Raw genomic sequence first — 15,336 nt, 5'->3', positions numbered from 1 at the left:
AGTGAGCACACAGCTGGAGAGCTATGTCGCGGGCCGGTGGCGGGCCGGCGCGGACCACGGGGAGCCGGTGCTGGACGCCGTGACCGGCGAGGAGGTCGTGCGCGTCTCGAGCCGCGGCATCGACCTGGCCGCGCTGGTGGCCCACGCGCGGGAGGTGGGCGGCCCCGCCGTCCGCCGGCTGACGTTCCACGAGCGAGCCGGGCTGCTCAAGCAGCTCGCCCTGGAGCTGGGGCGGCACAAGGACGAGTTCTACGCCCTCTCGCTGCACACCGGGGCCACCCGTCGCGACTCGATGGTCGACATCGACGGCGGCATCGGCACGCTCTTCAGCTACGCGAGCAAGGGCAAGCGGGAGCTCCCGGACGACACGGTGGTGCTGGACGGCGCCCTCGAACCGCTGGGCAAGGGCGGCACCTTCGTGGGCCAGCACCTGTACGCCTCGCGTCCCGGCGTCGCGGTGCAGATCAACGCCTTCAACTTCCCGGTGTGGGGCATGCTCGAGAAGCTCGCGCCCGCGTTCCTCGCGGGCTTGCCGAGCATCGTCAAGCCGGGCACCCAGACGGCGTACCTGACCGAGGCGGTCGTCCGGCGGATCATCGCCTCGGAGATCCTGCCGGAGGGCAGCCTGCAGCTCCTGTGCGGCAGCGCGGGCACGCTGCTGGACGAGCTCGGCGAGCAGGACTCCGTCGCCTTCACCGGCTCGGCGCACACCGCCCGGATCCTGCGCGACCATCCCGCGGTGCTGCGCCGCGGTGTGCGGCTGGGCGTGGAGGCCGACTCGCTGAACTGCTCGATCCTGGGCCCCGACGTGCGGCCGGAGGATCCGGAGCTGGACCTGTTCGTCAAGGGCGTCGTCACCGAGATGACCGTCAAGGCCGGCCAGAAGTGCACGGCGATCCGGCGCGTCCTGGTCCCCGAGGCGATGGCGGGCACGGTGATCGACGCGATCAGCGCGCGCCTCGCCCGGATCACCGTGGGCAACCCGGCCGACGACGGCGTCCGCATGGGCGCGCTGGCCAGCCTCGGCCAGCGCGACGAGGTCCGCAAGGCCGTCGAGGCCCTGCGCGCCTCCGCCGACATCGTCTACGGCGACCCCGCGCACGTCGACGTCGTCGGGGCCGACGCCGAACGCGGCGCGTTCCTCTCCCCCGTCCTGCTGCGCGCCCGCCCGGGCGCCGCCGAACCGCACGAGGTGGAGCCGTTCGGCCCGGTCAGCACCGTGCTCACCTACGGGTCGCTGGAGGAGGCGGTCGACCTGGCCGCGCGCGGCCGGGGCAGCCTGGTCGCGTCGCTGGTCACGCACGACCCGCAGGTGGGCCGGGAGGTGACCCGCGGGCTCGCGCCGTGGCACGGCCGCGTGCTCGTCCTCGACCGGGACGACGCCGCCGAGTCGACAGGGCACGGCAGCCCCCTGCCGATGCTCGTGCACGGCGGACCGGGCCGGGCCGGCGGCGGCGAGGAGCTGGGCGGCATCCGCGGCGTGCTGCACCACATGCAGCGCACGGCCGTCCAGGGCTCCCCCGACATGCTCACCGCGGTCACCGGCCGGTGGACCACGGGGTCGCGGCACCTGGTCGACGACGTGCACCCCTTCCGCAAGTCGCTCGCGGAGCTGCGCATCGGCGACACGGTCCAGACGGCGACGCGCACCGTGACGCTCGAGGACATCGACCACTTCGCGGAGTTCACCGGGGACACCTTCTACGCGCACACCGACCCCGAGGCGGCGGCCGCCAACCCGTTCTTCGGCGGCATCGTCGCGCACGGCTACCTCGTGGTGTCGCTCGCGGCGGGGCTCTTCGTCGAGCCGAACCCCGGGCCGGTGCTGGCCAACTTCGGCGTCGACAACCTGCGGTTCCTCACACCCGTGAGGGTGGGCGACACCATCCGCGTCACCCTCACCGTCAAGCAGATCACGCCCCGCACGTCGGCGGACTACGGCGAGGTGCGCTGGGAGGCCGACGTCACCAACCAGGACGGCGAGCAGGTGGCCGCGTACGACGTGCTGACCCTGGTCGCGAAGACGGCGGGCTGAGACCTGCCCCCGTCTGCGACGATGAGCCGATGACGACAGACGCTCCGCCCGGCCGCCGCCCTCGCGGACGCCCGGGGCACGACCGCGAGGCGGTGCTCCGGACGGCCATCGAGCTCTTCAACCGCCGGGGCTTCGACGCCACGTCCGTCAGCGACCTGGCGGCGGAGCTCGGCGTCACCAAGTCGGCCGTCTACCACCACTTCGTCAGCAAGGAGGCGCTGCTCGCGGCGGCGCTCGACGAGGCGCTCGAAGGGCTGAGCGCGGCGGTCGAGGCCGCCGCGGTCGCCTCGGACGGCCAGCGCAGCATCGTGCGCCTGCGGACCGCCGTCGAGGCGGCGGTCCGCATCCTCGCCACCCACCTGCCCGCCGTCACGCTCCTGCTGCGCGTGCGCGGCAACAGCGACGTCGAGCGGTCGGCGATGGAGCGACGGCGCCACATCGACGACCGCCTCTCCGCGCTCGTGCGGCAGGCGGCGGCGGAGGGCGACCTGCGCGCCGACGTCGAGCCGGACGTCATCAGCCGCCTCGTCTTCGGCATGGTCAACTCCCTCACCGACTGGTACCGCCCCGGCGGTCCGCTCGACGACGCCGCGCTGGCCGCCACGGTCTCCGGCGTGCTCTTCGACGGCCTCAAGCCCCGCGACCCGGCGGCCGGCACATGACCGAGCCGTGGACGATCACCCTGGGAGCCCTCGACGAGAAGCTGGGCATCGAGGTGCTGGAGCAGTCGGCGCAGCGGGTCGTCGCCACCATGCCCGTCGAGGGGAACACCCAGTCGCTGAACCGCCTGCACGGCGGCGCGACCGCCGCGTTCGCCGAGGCGCTCGGCTCCTGGTGCGCCCTGATCCACGCCAGCACCCAGGGGAAGGTGTGCGCCGGCGTCGACCTCAACATCACGCACCACCGCGGCGCGACGGACGGGATCCTGACCGGCACCGCGACCCCTGTGCACCTCGGCCGGACGGTCACCTCCCACGAGATCGTCGTGACGGATGCGCAGGGCCGGCGCATCTGCACGGCGCGCATCACCAACCAGCTCATCGACCCGCGCTGACGTGCCGCGGCTCATGCTGCCTCCGCGATCGGTGGGTCGGCGGTGGCCGCACCCGGTCCGGCGTCCCGCGTGGGCAGGGGGTCGACGGCCTCGGGCAGGCAGATCCGATGCCCGCGGGCGTCGGTGAAGGCCCACCCGGTCTCGACCAGGGATCCGGCACCCGCGCCGCCGGCGGGCTTGCCCGTCCAGTGCATGGTGATGCCCCGCGCGTCGACCAGCCGATGGTGGAACCAGCACAGCAGGGCGCTGTTCGCGACCGACGTCCCACCGCCGTCCGCCCAGTGGGTCACCGCGTGGTGGACCTCGCAGCGAGACGGCGGCTGGTCGCACCCCGGGTACACGCAGTGCTCGTCCCGGGCGATCACCGCGCGGCGCATCGGCCCGGTCACGGTCCGCTGCGCCCGGCCGACGTCGAGCACGGCACCGTCAGGCCCGAACACGACCCTGGTGACCGAGCTGTCGCAGGCCAGCCGGCGCAGCAACGCCCGTGGCGCGCGGCCGCCCGTCTCGGTGAACACAGGTCCGCCGGCTGCCGGCAACGAGGGGGCCGCGGCACCACCCGCTGCGCCACCCGGCCCGCCGGCGTGACCGGTGCCGTCCGCACCGCCTGTCCCGGCCCCCGTACCGCGTGTCGGCGCCTGCCCGCAGGTGAGGCACAGCCCGTCGCGGGTGCGGGTGACCTGCGTGACGAGCTCCGTCCAGGAGACGGTGACGTTGAGGTGCGGCGCGATCGCCGCCCCCGGCGACGCCTGGCCGGTGTCCAGCACTGTCCGGGCCACGTCGGCCAGGCCCTGGGCCCGGCGCTGCCCGGGCGTCCGTGTCTCCTCGGCCGCCGGGGCACCCAGCATCGCGGTGATCGCGGTGGAGATCAGCAGCCCGTGCTCGTCGGTGAGGAACCCGGCCACGTGATACCCGCCGAGGGTCTTGGACAGGTCCAGGAACTCGCCCTGGGCAGCCTTGTCGTCCTCGACGTCGTCGGTGTCCGGGTCGGTCACGGTCGCGAAGCGGCGCGCCACCGTGCGGAACTGGTCCGCGTTGAGCGCCGTCGCCTCGCGCAGCACCAGGCCCTCGCCGGTGACGAGCGTCCCGTCGGCCACGGCGGTCTCCAGCACCGCGGTCATCAGCTCGCGGGTCGCGGTTCCGTCCGGGTCGTCGGCCGGCTCGGGGAAGTCCACGGCGACGGTCTGCACGAAGCGCTCCGGGGTGGTCGGCTCACCCGTGCGGGTGTCGATCAGCCAGCCGAGCGCGTCGGTGCGGGCGTCGCTGGTCGGCGCGACCTCGGCCATCACCCGCGCGTGATCCGCACCGAGCGCGCCTGCCACGAGCCGGTCCCGCGTGGCGGGCAACGCCGTGGCGAGCCGCCGGGCGATCGTCACGTCCTTGCGTGCTGTGCTCGCGGAGACGCCTTCGCGCAGCCGCAGCCAGGACGTGAAGGTGCGGGCCATGCCACCGGACCGCCACGACCCCTCGTCCTCGATCCGCGGCAGCACGGTGAACCGGACCCCGTCCAGCCGCCCGGTCACCCGACGGACCCGCGCCTGCGCCTCCATCAGCCGGCCGGCGCTCGGCGCGCCCCAGCCGTCCAGCACCTCAGGGGCGACCAGGCGGGCCAGGTCATCCGTCGCACGCTCGATCCTGCCCAGCGCCTCTTCCACCGACACCGCGGCGGGCAGGCCACCAGCCGCCGCGCCGTCGTCCGCGTGCTCCACCATTATCCACCCCCGTCCGCCGTTCACGTACCCCATTCTCTCGAACGTTCGTGCGCACCGCACGGTGGATCCCGGATCTGTGGACAACTTTTCATGGCCCCTGGCGACCGGTCCGCCCCCCTTCCCTTCGAGACCGAGGTTGCTTCGCTGTGAGCCCTCGCAAAGCGAAGCAACCTCGGTCTCGAAGGGGAGGGCGACGCGGCGGACGTCAGAGCCGGACGATCGCCGCCACCGGGTGCTCGATCGACTCCGCGACGCGACGCATGAAGGCGGCGGCCGTGGCGCCGTCGCAGACCCGATGGTCGAACACGAAGGACATCTGCGTGATCTTGCGCGGCACCACCTGCCCGTCCACCACCCACGGCCGGTCGATGATCCGGCCGAGGCCGAGCATCGCGACCTGCGGGTGGTTGATGATCGGCGCGCTGCCGTCCACACCGAGACCCCCGTAGTTGTTCAGCGTGAACGTCCCGGCGGACAGCTCCGCGGGGGTCGACCGGCCGGCTCGCGCCCGGCCGACCACCTCGCGGATCGCGGCGTCGAGCGCGGCCGTGGTCAGGGCGTCGGCGCCCAGCACCGCGGGCGCGACGAGGCCCAGCTCACCCTGGACGGCGATGCCGAGGTTCACCGTGCCCGGCACCACGATCTCGCCGCGCTCCACGTCGAGCCGCGCGTTCAGCACCGGGAACTCCTGCAGCGCCCGCACCACGAACCGCGCGACGTGCGCCAGGAGCCCCGGCCCGTCGTCGCCGGGCGTACGCGACGCCTCGCGCAGCTCCCACAAGGCGGTCGCGTCGACGTCGACCCAGACCGTCGCCTCGGGGATCTCCGCGCGGCTCCGCGTGAGGACGGCGGCGGCTGCCTTCTGGAAGCCGGTGAGCGGTATCCGCCGCTCGCCGCCCGAGCTCGTGACACCACTCGCCACACCGCCCGCCTCGGCACCCGCCGCCGACGCCGCCACCGCGGAACCGCCGGACGACACCGGGCCCGGAGCACCGGACGCACCCACCGCGGAGGGCCCACCAGACACTCCACCAGACACCCCAGCAGATCCCCCGACAGCATCCCCCGGCGGCGCCACGGGAGCGCGCGCCGCCGCGGCCGCCGCCCGCACGTCGGACCGGGTCACGACCCCGCCCGCGCCCGTGGGCCGGATCGCCCGCAGGTCGAGCCCTGCCTCCCGCGCGAGCCGCCGGACGATCGGCGAGATCACCTTGATCGGGCGGTCCGGCACCGCGGACAGAGCGCCGCGCGGCGGACGACGACGTCCCGATCCCGCGGGCGGCGGCGTGCCGTACCCGATGAGCACGTTGCCCGACCCCGCGCGCTCCTCCTCGCGGTAGACCTCCCCCTCGCGCTCCCCCGCAGCACCAGACCCCGCAGCATCCGGAACATCAGCAGCACCCGCCCCGTCGCCGTCCGCCAGGATCGTGATCAGCGGCCTGCCGACGTCGACCAGCTGGCCCTCGGCCGCGTGCAGCTCGCCCACCCGGCCGGCGTACGGGCTGGGCACCTCGACCACCGACTTCGCCGTCTCGACCTCCACCACCGCCTGGTCCACGGCCACGACGTCGCCCTCGGCGACGAGCCACTGCACCACCGACGCCTCGGTCAGCCCCTCCCCGAGGTCGGGCAGCAGGAAGGTGCGGAGGGTGGCCGTGCTCATGCGTCCTCCCACTGCAGGTCGTCCACGGCGTCCAGGATCCGGTCGACGGAGGGCAGCTGGAGGTGCTCCAGCTTCGGCGGCGGGTACGGGATGTCGAGGCCGGTGACGCGCCGCACGGGCGCCGCCAGGGAGTGGAAGCAGCGTTCGCCCACCCGCGCGGCGACCTCGGCGGCGAACCCGGCGAACCCGCTGGCCTCCGCGACGACGACGGCGCGGCCGGTGGACTCGACGGCGGCGCACACCCCGGCGTCGTCGTACGGAACGAGCGAGCGCAGGTCGACGACCTGCAGGCTGCGCCCGTCGCGCGCGGCGACCTCGGCCGCCTCCAGGGCCACGGGCACGGAGGGCCCGTACGCGATGAGCGTGGCGTCGGTGCCCTGGCGGCGGACGACGGCGGTGCCGATCCCGGGCACGGGCCCCCGGTCCATCTCGCCCTTGGCCCAGTACAGCTTCTTCGGCTCGAGGAAGACGACGGGGTCGGGCGAGGCGATCGCCTCCCGCAGCAGCGCGTACGCGTCCGCGGGCGTCGACGGCGCGACGACGTGCAGGCCGGGCGTGTGCGCGTAGTAGGCCTCGGACGAGTCGCAGTGGTGCTCGACCCCGCCGATGCCGCCCGCGTACGGCACGCGGATGACCAGGGGCAGCTCGACCCGGCCCCGCGTCCGGTTCCGCATCTTGGCGATGTGGCTGACGATCTGCTCGAAGGCCGGGTACGCGAACGCGTCGAACTGCATCTCGATCACGGGCCGCATGCCGTTCATGGCCAGGCCGACAGCGAACCCCGCGATGCCCGCCTCCGCGAGCGGCGTGTCGAAGCAGCGGTCCTCGCCGAACTCTGCCGTGAGCCCGTCGGTGACCCGGAAGACGCCGCCGAGCGCCCCGACGTCCTCGCCGAGCACGAGCACCGTCGGGTCCTCGGCCAGGGCGTCGCGCAGGGCCCGGTTGATCGCCTGCGCCGTACTGAGCGTCTCGGGCGCCACGGTGGCGGCGGTCGGAGCGGTGGTGGCGGTCATCGGCCGGCCTCCTGACGTGTGGGGGCAGCGGCCAGCGCGTCCCGCGCCAGCTCGTCCCGGACCATGGCGAGCTGTTCGACGAGCTGCGGCGTGGGCCGCGAGTAGACGTGGCGGAACAGGTCCTCGGGGTCGGGCTCGACGTCCTCGTTGATCCCGTCCCGCGTGCGCCGCGCCACGTCCTCGGCGTCGGCGGCGATCGTGGCGGCGCGGGCGTCGTCGAGGGCGCCCTCGGCCCGCAGGTAGGCCTCCAGCCGCACCAGCGGGTCCCGGGCCACCCAGGCCGCGACCTCCTCGTCGCTGCGGTACCGCGTCGCGTCGTCCGCGTTGGTGTGCGCCTGCATGCGGTAGGTGTGGGCCTCGACGAGCTGCGGCCCCTCGCCCGCCCGCGCCCGGGCCACCGCCCCGGACAGCACGGTCAGGAGCGCGGCGAGGTCGTTGCCGTCCACCTGCTCGCCCGGCACGCCGTACCCCACGCCCTTGTGGGCCAGCGACGGCGCGGCCGTCTGCCGGGACAGGGGCACCGAGATGGCGTAGCGGTTGTTCTGCACGAGGAACACGACGGGCGCCCGGAAGACCGCCGCGAAGTTCAGCGCCTCGTGGAAGTCGCCCTCGCTGGTGGCACCGTCGCCGCACAGCGCCAGCACCACGGTGGGCTCGCCGCGCAGGCGTGCCGCGTGGGCCACGCCGGCGGCGTGCGGCAGCTGCGTCGCGAGCGGTGTCGTCAGGGGTGCGACGTGCCGGTCGTACGGGTCGTAGCCGGAGTGCCAGTCGCCCTTGAGCAGCACCAGGGTCTCGACCGGGTCGACGCCGCGGGCCACCACCGCCGCGGTGTCGCGATAGGTCGGGAAGATCCAGTCGCCGTCGGCCAGCACGTGCGCCGCGGCGACCTGGCAGGCCTCCTGGCCCGAGGAGGAGGGGTAGACGGCCAGCCTGCCCTGCCGCACCAGCGCGGAGGCCTGCTCGTTGAAGCGGCGGGCCACGACCATGCCCGCGTACCCGCGCACCAGGTCCTCGACCGGGGGCAGCGCCCCGGCGGCCGTCGGGCGGCCGTCGGGGTCGAGCAGCATGACCGGCTCCGTCGACGGCATCATGCGATCTGCGTCACTCGTCATGTAGATATACTGGTCAAGCCTCTATCCGGATTCTACCAACGGCGCGGATCCGAGAGGGTGTCCGGCTTAGCGCCGGTAATGCGATCCAAACGTCCAGCACAGGGAGGGCGTGGAGCGTGACCACGAGACACATGGCACCGGGCCTCGACGACGTCGACCAGCGCATCGTCGCCGAGCTGCGCCAGGACGGCCGGATGTCGATGCGCGCGCTGGCCGAGAAGCTGCACATCTCGCGCGCCAACGCGTACGCCCGCGTGCAGCGGCTGGAGTCCACCGGGGTGATCCGCGGCTACCGCGCCGACATCGACCCCGTGCTGTCCGGCCTGGGCACGTCGGCCTACGTGACGGTCAACCTGAAGCAGGCCGAGTGGCGCTCGGTCCGCGAGAACCTGCGCACCCTGCGCGGCATCGAGCACATCGGGCTGGTCGGCGGCGAGTTCGACCTCATCCTGCTCGTGCGCGCCCGCGACAACGCCGACCTGCGCCACCTGATCCTCGACCAGATCCAGGGCATGGAGGGCATCCTCAACACGCACACGCTCCTCGTCTTCGAGGAGCCCGTGCCGGCCGGCCCCCCGCCGCCCGCGGGCTGAACATCCCCGCTCAGTCCTGCGCGTCAGTCGTGCGCGGCCGGCCCCGCGGCCTCCGGGCGCACGGCGTCGTCGCCCACCAGGACGGCGAGCTGCCGCTCGAGCGCCGCGAGCTCGTCGGCGCCGATACGCCGGGCCCACTGGGCGCGCAGCTCGTCGAACGCCGCCTCGCCCTGGTGCATGACCTCCCAGCCGAGGGGGGTCACCTCGATCCGCTTGCGCCGCGCGTCGTCCGGGTCGGTGCCGCGCCGCACGTAGCCGCGCTCCAGGAGCACCGCGATGGTCTTCGCGGCCGCCTGCTTGGAGACCGCGAGGCGGCGCCCGAGCTCCGACGCGTTGTCCGCCCCGGACGCGATCGCCCGCATGGCGAAGTCGTGCACCGGGCGGACGTCGTCGTGCCCGCGTGCGGCGAGCTCGGCGACCACCGACTCGACGAGCGTCCGGTAGCCGCCCAGGAGCAGCAGCGCGAGGTCGGCACCCGAGCGTGTCATGCGGCCAGGATACGGGCGTTGATTTCGACAACCAGATTGTCTATTGTGATAGACAACCGAGTTGACCATTCTGAGGAGACCCCGATGCCCGCCACGGCAGAACCGACCGCCGTCGAGACCGCTCACCACGTCGCGCACGTGAACGGTGCCGACCTGCACCACGTCACCGCAGGGACGACCGGCTCGCCGGTCCTGCTCGTGCACGGCTTCCCGGAGACCTGGTGGGCCTTCCACCGTCTCCTGCCCCACCTGGCGGCGGCCCACCGCGTCGTCGCGGTGGACCTGCGCGGCTTCGGCGACTCCAGCCCGGCCGCCGACGACCACAGCAGCACCGTCGCGGCCGACGACCTGCACGGCCTCATCGCGCACCTCGGCCTCGGCCCCGTGCACCTCGTGGCGCAGGACGTCGCGGGGGCCGCCGCGCTGCGCCTGGTCACCGCGCACCCCGAGGACGTGCTGAGCCTCACCGCGGTCGAGATGGGCCTGGCCGGGTACGGCCTGGAGGCCCTCGCCGACGTGACGCGCGGCGGCTCCTGGCACATCGGCGCGCTCGCGACCCCCGGCGTGCCCGAGCTGCTCCTCGCGGGCCGCGAGCGCGCCTTCCTCGAGGCGACGTTCCGCGGCCTGACGGCGACGCCGGACGCGGTGACGGACGCCGACCTCACCGAGCTGTCCCGTACCTACGCACGACCCGGCGCCTGGCGCGGCGCGGCAGGACTGTACCGCTCGGTGCTCACGGAGGGCGACGAGCTGCGCACGCTGCTGACCGGGCACCCCGTCAGCGTGCCCGTGCTGGCCGTCGGCGCGGGCGGCGGGCCGTTCACGGCCGACACCCTGGCACAGGTCGCCGCAGGACCGGTGGCGACGGCACAGCTCGACGGCGTGGGCCACTACGCGGCCCTCGAGGCGCCCGCCGAGCTGGCGGCCGCACTGCTGCCGTTCCTCCGACGGGTCGACGCGGACGGCGCCGACGTGGACGGCGCCGACGCGGGCTGAGCCCGGGACCGCGGGCGCGCTACCGGCTCGTGACGAGCGCCCCGGCCAGCTCCGCGAGCGACCGCCCGGCGACGGCCGGCACCGTGACCCCCTGCAGCACGTCCACGTCCACGGCGCCGGCGTCCGGCGCGCTGCCCGCCGCCCCGCACAGCGCGCCCACGAGGGCGGGCAGGCTGTCCTGGTGGCGGGTGACCGACAGGGCCAGGGGCAGGGCCGCCTCGTGGTCGCCGCCGGTCAGCGCGGTGACCGCGAGCGCGAGCGGCAGCGTCTCCGCGACGGTGCCCGGGTGGCTGTAGGTGCGCGGCGCGAACCGCGCCACCAGCGCGGGCAGCGCGGCGAAGGGCGTGCGCGCCTCGTCGACGACCCGGAACGCGTCACGCACGTTGTCGGCGAGCCAGCCGTCGGCGGCGACGTCCTCCGCGCCGGCCTCGAGCGCGGGCCGCAGCTCGGCCCCCGCCAGCAGGTGGGCGACCACGCGCGCGAAGGCCGCGGCCGCGTGCACCCCCGTACCGTCGTGGGTCAGGCCGGCGTAGCCGCGCGCGAGCGCGGCCGCCTCGCCGGGGTCGGCGGTGGCGATCGCCACCGCCAGCGCGCCGGGCAGCGCGGAGTCGTCGTAGAACGCCGGGTTGTCGGCCCCGGTGTGGGGCGGGCGCAGCCCGTTCGCCGCGTTGATCAGGGCGGAGCGCTGCGCGGCGCTCACCCACGTGTCGGGAGTGTCGAGCAGGCCACGCCAGGTGTCGAACAGGCTGTCCGCGTCCCGGCCCGGGGCCTCCAGGAGCACCCGCGCGGCGACGGCGAAGGTCTCGGCGTCGTCGGTCGGCACGAGCGTGGGAGCGCCGATCGCGGAGAGCACGAAGGGGACCACGGGGCGCAGCACGCGGGACTCGTCGAGCTCCAGCGGGCCCTTGCGCAGCATCTGCCGCACCCAGGGGTCGCGGACGGTCCGGTGCTCGCTGGCGGGCGCGCCGAGGGCGTCGCCCAGCGCGAGGCCGTGCACGGCGCCGACGGCGCGGTCGAGGCGGTCGGTCATGCTCGGGTCTCCTCGGTGGGACGTGCGACGGCGGCGGCCCGGTCGGCCTCGTCGACGAGGGCGTCCGCCAGGTCGACCAGGTCGGTGCCCGCGGTGGCCTGGATGCACTGCCCGGTCACGGTGCGCACCTGCGCGACGACGTCCGGGTCGAACGCGCTCACGCCGTGCAGGGCCCCGGCGACGGCGCCGGCCATCGCGGCGATGGTGTCGGAGTCGCGGCCGATGTTGACCCCGGACTCGATGACGGCGGGCGTGCCGTCGGTGGCCCGGAGCAGGCCGATGGCCAGCGCGACGGCCTCGGGGGCGACGTCGGCCCACATGTAGTGCCGCAGGGGGATGGCCTCGAAGAGGTCCTCCTCGGCCTGCTCGGGCGTGCCGGCCCGGGCCGCGATGTCGAGCGCCCGGCGGGCCGTGCGGGCCGACCAGGAGTCGGCCGGCAGGGCGGCGAGCATGGCGTCGAGGACGGGTTCGACGTCGTCCGACACCATGGCGACGGCGACCCCGGCGGCGATCGCCTGGGCGCACCAGACGCCGTCGCGCGAGTGGCTGACCTCGGCGTCGGCGCGCGCCATCCGGGCGGCGAGCCCGGGGTCGCCCGCGGCGAAGACACCGATGGGGGCGACGCGCATGGCGGCGCCGTCGCTCCAGGTCTCGGCGTTGCGCTGCCCGCTGGCGGGCGGCTCCATGCCGGAGTGCAGGTTGGCGAGGGCGATCATCTCGCTGAAGCCGGCCCGGTTGAACCCGGTCCGCTGCGCGCGCAGGGCCTCCAGCCAGGTGTCGGCGACGACCCGGGAGGTGAGGTCCGCTCCCCCGCGCAGCACGCCGCGGGCGCACAGCACGGCGTACTCCGTGTCGTCGGTGCCGGCCGCCTCGGGGTCCACGAAACCGCGCACCCGGCCCCACCGCTCCCGGATCGCGTGGAGCGTCATGCCCTCGGTCGGTGCGCCCATGGCGTCGCCGATCGCCAGGCCGAGCAGCGCACCGCGCGCACGGTCGTTGTTCATGCTCCTCCGTATCTCGGTTCCCGCCTCGCAGCGCTTGCGCCGCGAAAACGTAACGTTTTGCATGGAACCAGCACGCAGAGCATGCGTGGCCTCACTATGTTTGCGCACGTCTTTGCGCTTGTGTCTTGCCTCACAGGGTGAACTTGGAGCATGCTACTCCAAAACCTTTTGCGCGTAGGGTTTGCGACGACGGAGGAGCGAGGAGCGCATGGTCGGGATTCGTGAGGTGGCGGAGGCCGCGGGCGTCAGCATGTCCACGGTCTCGCAGGTCGTCACCGGGAACCGGCCCGTCTCGGCAGCCACGCGGGCCCGCGTGGAGGCCGCGATCACGCGCCTCGGCTACCGCGCCCACCCCGGCGCCGCGCAGCTGCGTGGCGGTCGCACCGGCACGGTCGCCCTGATCGTGCCGACCCTGGAGAACCCGTTCTACCCCCTGGTCGCCGCCGGCATGCAGGACGTGCTCGTCCCCCGCGACATCCTGCTGACCGTCACCGACGCGAGCGGTCTCGACCGCTCGGCGAGCGCCATCCACCGGCTCCTGACGCGCCGCGTGGACGCCATGGTCGCCGCCCCGTTCGGCCTCCCCCCGGCCGGGCTCGCAGAGGTGCACGACGCCGGAATCCCGTTCGTCACCCTCGGTCAGGCCCCTCCCGGCGGCGGCGACTTCGTGCACACCAACGACGTCGACGGCGCCCGCAAGGCCACCGAGCACCTGATCGAGCGGGGCCGCCGCCGTATCGCGTTCCTCGGCGGCGACGAGGGCGTGACCCCCACCCGGCAGCGCCTGGAGGGGTACCAGGAGGCGCTGCGCGCCGCCGGGCTGCCGCTCCGGGACGACGACGTGGTGTGCACCCGGTACACCCGTCAGGGCGGGCGGGACGGCGCGACGGCCCTGCTGGACCGCGACGACCGTCCCGACGCGATCGTGGCGGCCAACGACCTGATCGCGTTCGGCGTGCTGGACGTGACGCGGTCCATGGGGCTGCGGGTCCCCGAGGACCTCGCCCTGACCGGCTACGACGACATCGAGGCGGCGTCGCTCGTCGACCCGCCGCTGACCACCGTCATGAACCCCGCCCGGGAGATCGGGCGGGCCTGCGCCCGCCTCCTCCTGGAACGCCTCGACGGTCACGTCACCGACATCACCCGCGGCGTGGCGCTGTCCAACCGGCTCGTCGTCCGCGACTCGACCTGAACCCCGCACCCCTCGAGCACCCCGAGCACCCCCGAGCACCCCCCTGCACCTCCCGCCCGGCACCATCCCCCTCGCGAGAGAGACACCCACAGTGAGAATCACCAAGCGTGCACTGGTACCCCTCGGCCTCGTCGCCGCGGCCTCGGTCGCCCTGGCCGGCTGCGTGAGCAGCGGCGGCAGCGACGACGCCGGCGGGACGGTCACCTACTGGGGCGCGTTCTACGCGCCCACCACGGAGGAGGCGTTCCAGGAGATCTTCGTCGACGGGTTCAACGCCGAGAACGACACCCAGGTCGACATGGAGGTCAAGGAGCTGACGACGCTCGGCCAGCTCACCGACACCGCGGTCGCCGCCGGCGAGTCGCCCGACATCGTGTACGCCGACGGGCCGTCCGCGGCGTCCGACTTCGCCCGCGCGGACCGGACGGTCGACCTCGGCGGGTACGCCGAGGAGTACGGGTGGCAGGACGCGTTCCTGCCCTGGGCCTACGAGCTGAGCACCATCGACGGCTCCATGCGCTCGGTGCCGGCCAGCTACGGCTCGATGGTGCTGTACTACAACGCCGCGGTGTTCGAGGAGCACGGCTGGACCCCGCCCACCACGCTCGAGGAGTTCGAGCAGGTCGCCCAGGAGGCCGACGACGCCGGGATGGTGCCCCTGGGCGGCGGCAACGCCGGCTACCAGGGCATGAGCGAGTGGCTGATCACGGCGGTGTTCAACGCCGCCGTCGGCCCCGAGAAGATCCACGACGTGCTGACCGGCGAGGCGGAGTTCACCGACCCGGAGTTCGTGGCGGCGATCGAGCTCGTCGAGAGCTGGATCGACAAGGGCTGGCTGGCCGGCGGCGCCGAGTCGTACTTCACCACGGACGACACGGCGAACGTGACCGGCCTGGCGAACGGCACCACCGCGATGTACCTGAGCGGCACGTGGTCGTTCAACTCGCTCACCGAGGTGTTCGAGGACCCGGAGCAGTGGGCGTGGGCGCCCCTGCCGTCGCTGAGCGACGACGTCGAGCCGGGCGTGTTCCCCCTCGCGATCGGCACGCAGCTCTCGGTCAGCGCCGACGCCGAGGACCCGGACGCCGCGGCGGCGTTCCTCGACTACGTGGCCGGCGACGTCGACCGGGCCCTGGAGTACACGGCCCGCACCGGGGAGAACCCCCCGCCTCTGCAGATGAGCGCCGACCAGTTCCCCGACGAGGTCGACGAGCGCACCGTGGACCTCTACAGCCAGATCCCGGAGACGACCAACGTCGGCTACGCGACCTGGACCTTCTTCCCCCCGAAGACGGACTCCTACCTCATCACCGAGTTCGACAAGGTGGTGACCGGTGACAGCACCGCGCAGGAGTACCTGGCCGGCATGCAGGACACCTTCGACAAGGAGTTCGACGCCGGCACCACCCTGGTCCCCTTCTCCCCCCAGAGCGAAGGCTGA

At 74.1% G+C, this 15,336-nt stretch carries 14 protein-coding genes; 7 read left to right on the top strand and 7 right to left on the bottom strand.

Annotated elements, in window-relative coordinates; translation table 11 throughout:
- Position 1 precedes the first annotated feature (1 nt).
- Genes paaZ through APR03_RS06500 form a run of 3 tightly spaced genes read left to right on the top strand, consistent with a single transcriptional unit; the run spans position 2 to position 3,089 of the window.
- Positions 2–2,035: a phenylacetic acid degradation bifunctional protein PaaZ gene (paaZ, locus tag APR03_RS06510; RefSeq protein WP_372494778.1), complete on the top strand. Its 2,034-nt coding sequence runs from the start codon at positions 2–4 to the stop codon at positions 2,033–2,035.
- Between the two features lie 29 nt (positions 2,036–2,064).
- Positions 2,065–2,697, top strand: coding sequence for a TetR/AcrR family transcriptional regulator (locus APR03_RS06505; RefSeq protein WP_253833826.1), 633 nt, complete (start codon positions 2,065–2,067; stop codon positions 2,695–2,697).
- Positions 2,694–3,089 carry a PaaI family thioesterase gene (locus APR03_RS06500; RefSeq protein ID WP_253833825.1) on the top strand — a complete coding sequence of 132 codons (396 nt, stop codon included), beginning with the start codon at positions 2,694–2,696 and terminating at the stop codon, positions 3,087–3,089. Before APR03_RS06505 ends, APR03_RS06500 begins: the two co-directional genes overlap by 4 nt.
- A gap of 11 nt (positions 3,090–3,100) precedes the next feature.
- Here APR03_RS06500 and APR03_RS06495 read toward each other — a convergent pair whose 3' ends face one another.
- From APR03_RS06495 to pdhA, 4 genes are all read right to left on the bottom strand, one after another.
- Entirely contained in the window at positions 3,101–4,801 is a 1,701-nt protein-coding gene (locus APR03_RS06495; RefSeq protein WP_253833824.1) for an HNH endonuclease signature motif containing protein, read from the bottom strand.
- Positions 4,802–5,006: 205 nt separating this feature from the next.
- A complete protein-coding gene (locus APR03_RS06490; RefSeq protein ID WP_253833822.1) occupies positions 5,007–6,464 on the bottom strand; it encodes a dihydrolipoamide acetyltransferase family protein in 1,458 nt (485 codons plus the stop codon).
- On the bottom strand, positions 6,461–7,477 hold the full coding sequence (locus tag APR03_RS06485; protein WP_253833820.1) for an alpha-ketoacid dehydrogenase subunit beta: 1,017 nt from the start codon (positions 7,475–7,477) through the stop codon (positions 6,461–6,463). The genes APR03_RS06490 and APR03_RS06485 overlap by 4 nt, the downstream gene beginning before the upstream one ends.
- Positions 7,474–8,589: a pyruvate dehydrogenase (acetyl-transferring) E1 component subunit alpha gene (gene pdhA, locus APR03_RS06480; protein WP_253833811.1), complete on the bottom strand. Its 1,116-nt coding sequence runs from the start codon at positions 8,587–8,589 to the stop codon at positions 7,474–7,476. Before pdhA ends, APR03_RS06485 begins: the two co-directional genes overlap by 4 nt.
- A gap of 116 nt (positions 8,590–8,705) precedes the next feature.
- Between pdhA and APR03_RS06475 the strand changes: the two genes are divergently transcribed.
- On the top strand, positions 8,706–9,182 hold the full coding sequence (locus APR03_RS06475) for an Lrp/AsnC family transcriptional regulator (RefSeq protein WP_372494777.1): 477 nt from the start codon (positions 8,706–8,708) through the stop codon (positions 9,180–9,182).
- Positions 9,183–9,205: 23 nt separating this feature from the next.
- Here the strand turns inward: APR03_RS06475 and APR03_RS06470 are convergent, their stop codons facing one another.
- Positions 9,206–9,670: a MarR family winged helix-turn-helix transcriptional regulator gene (locus APR03_RS06470; RefSeq protein WP_253833809.1), complete on the bottom strand. Its 465-nt coding sequence runs from the start codon at positions 9,668–9,670 to the stop codon at positions 9,206–9,208.
- A gap of 84 nt (positions 9,671–9,754) precedes the next feature.
- Between APR03_RS06470 and APR03_RS06465 the strand changes: the two genes are divergently transcribed.
- Complete coding sequence (locus APR03_RS06465) at positions 9,755–10,666, top strand: alpha/beta fold hydrolase (protein WP_253833807.1); 912 nt, start codon at positions 9,755–9,757, stop codon at positions 10,664–10,666.
- A gap of 19 nt (positions 10,667–10,685) precedes the next feature.
- On the opposite strand, the gene APR03_RS06460 is transcribed toward APR03_RS06465, so the two are convergent.
- Together APR03_RS06460 and APR03_RS06455 are read right to left on the bottom strand one after the other, a co-directional pair.
- Positions 10,686–11,696, bottom strand: a complete 1,011-nt coding sequence (locus APR03_RS06460; protein ID WP_253833805.1) for an ADP-ribosylglycohydrolase family protein — start codon at positions 11,694–11,696, stop codon at positions 10,686–10,688.
- Entirely contained in the window at positions 11,693–12,700 is a 1,008-nt protein-coding gene (locus APR03_RS06455; RefSeq protein ID WP_253833803.1) for an ADP-ribosylglycohydrolase family protein, read from the bottom strand. Before APR03_RS06455 ends, APR03_RS06460 begins: the two co-directional genes overlap by 4 nt.
- 208 nt (positions 12,701–12,908) lie before the next feature.
- Here APR03_RS06455 and APR03_RS06450 point away from each other — a divergent pair, with 208 nt between their 5' ends.
- Positions 12,909–13,895, top strand: coding sequence for a LacI family DNA-binding transcriptional regulator (locus APR03_RS06450; RefSeq protein ID WP_253833801.1), 987 nt, complete (start codon positions 12,909–12,911; stop codon positions 13,893–13,895).
- 91 nt (positions 13,896–13,986) lie between these two features.
- Positions 13,987–15,336, top strand: coding sequence for an ABC transporter substrate-binding protein (locus tag APR03_RS06445; protein WP_253833799.1), 1,350 nt, complete (start codon positions 13,987–13,989; stop codon positions 15,334–15,336).

The organism is Promicromonospora thailandica (assembly GCF_024171955.1).
GTDB lineage: Bacteria > Actinomycetota > Actinomycetes > Actinomycetales > Cellulomonadaceae > Promicromonospora > Promicromonospora thailandica.
The sequence above is the reverse complement of the archived record's forward strand: the minus strand, read 5'-3'. Positions and strand labels throughout refer to the sequence as shown.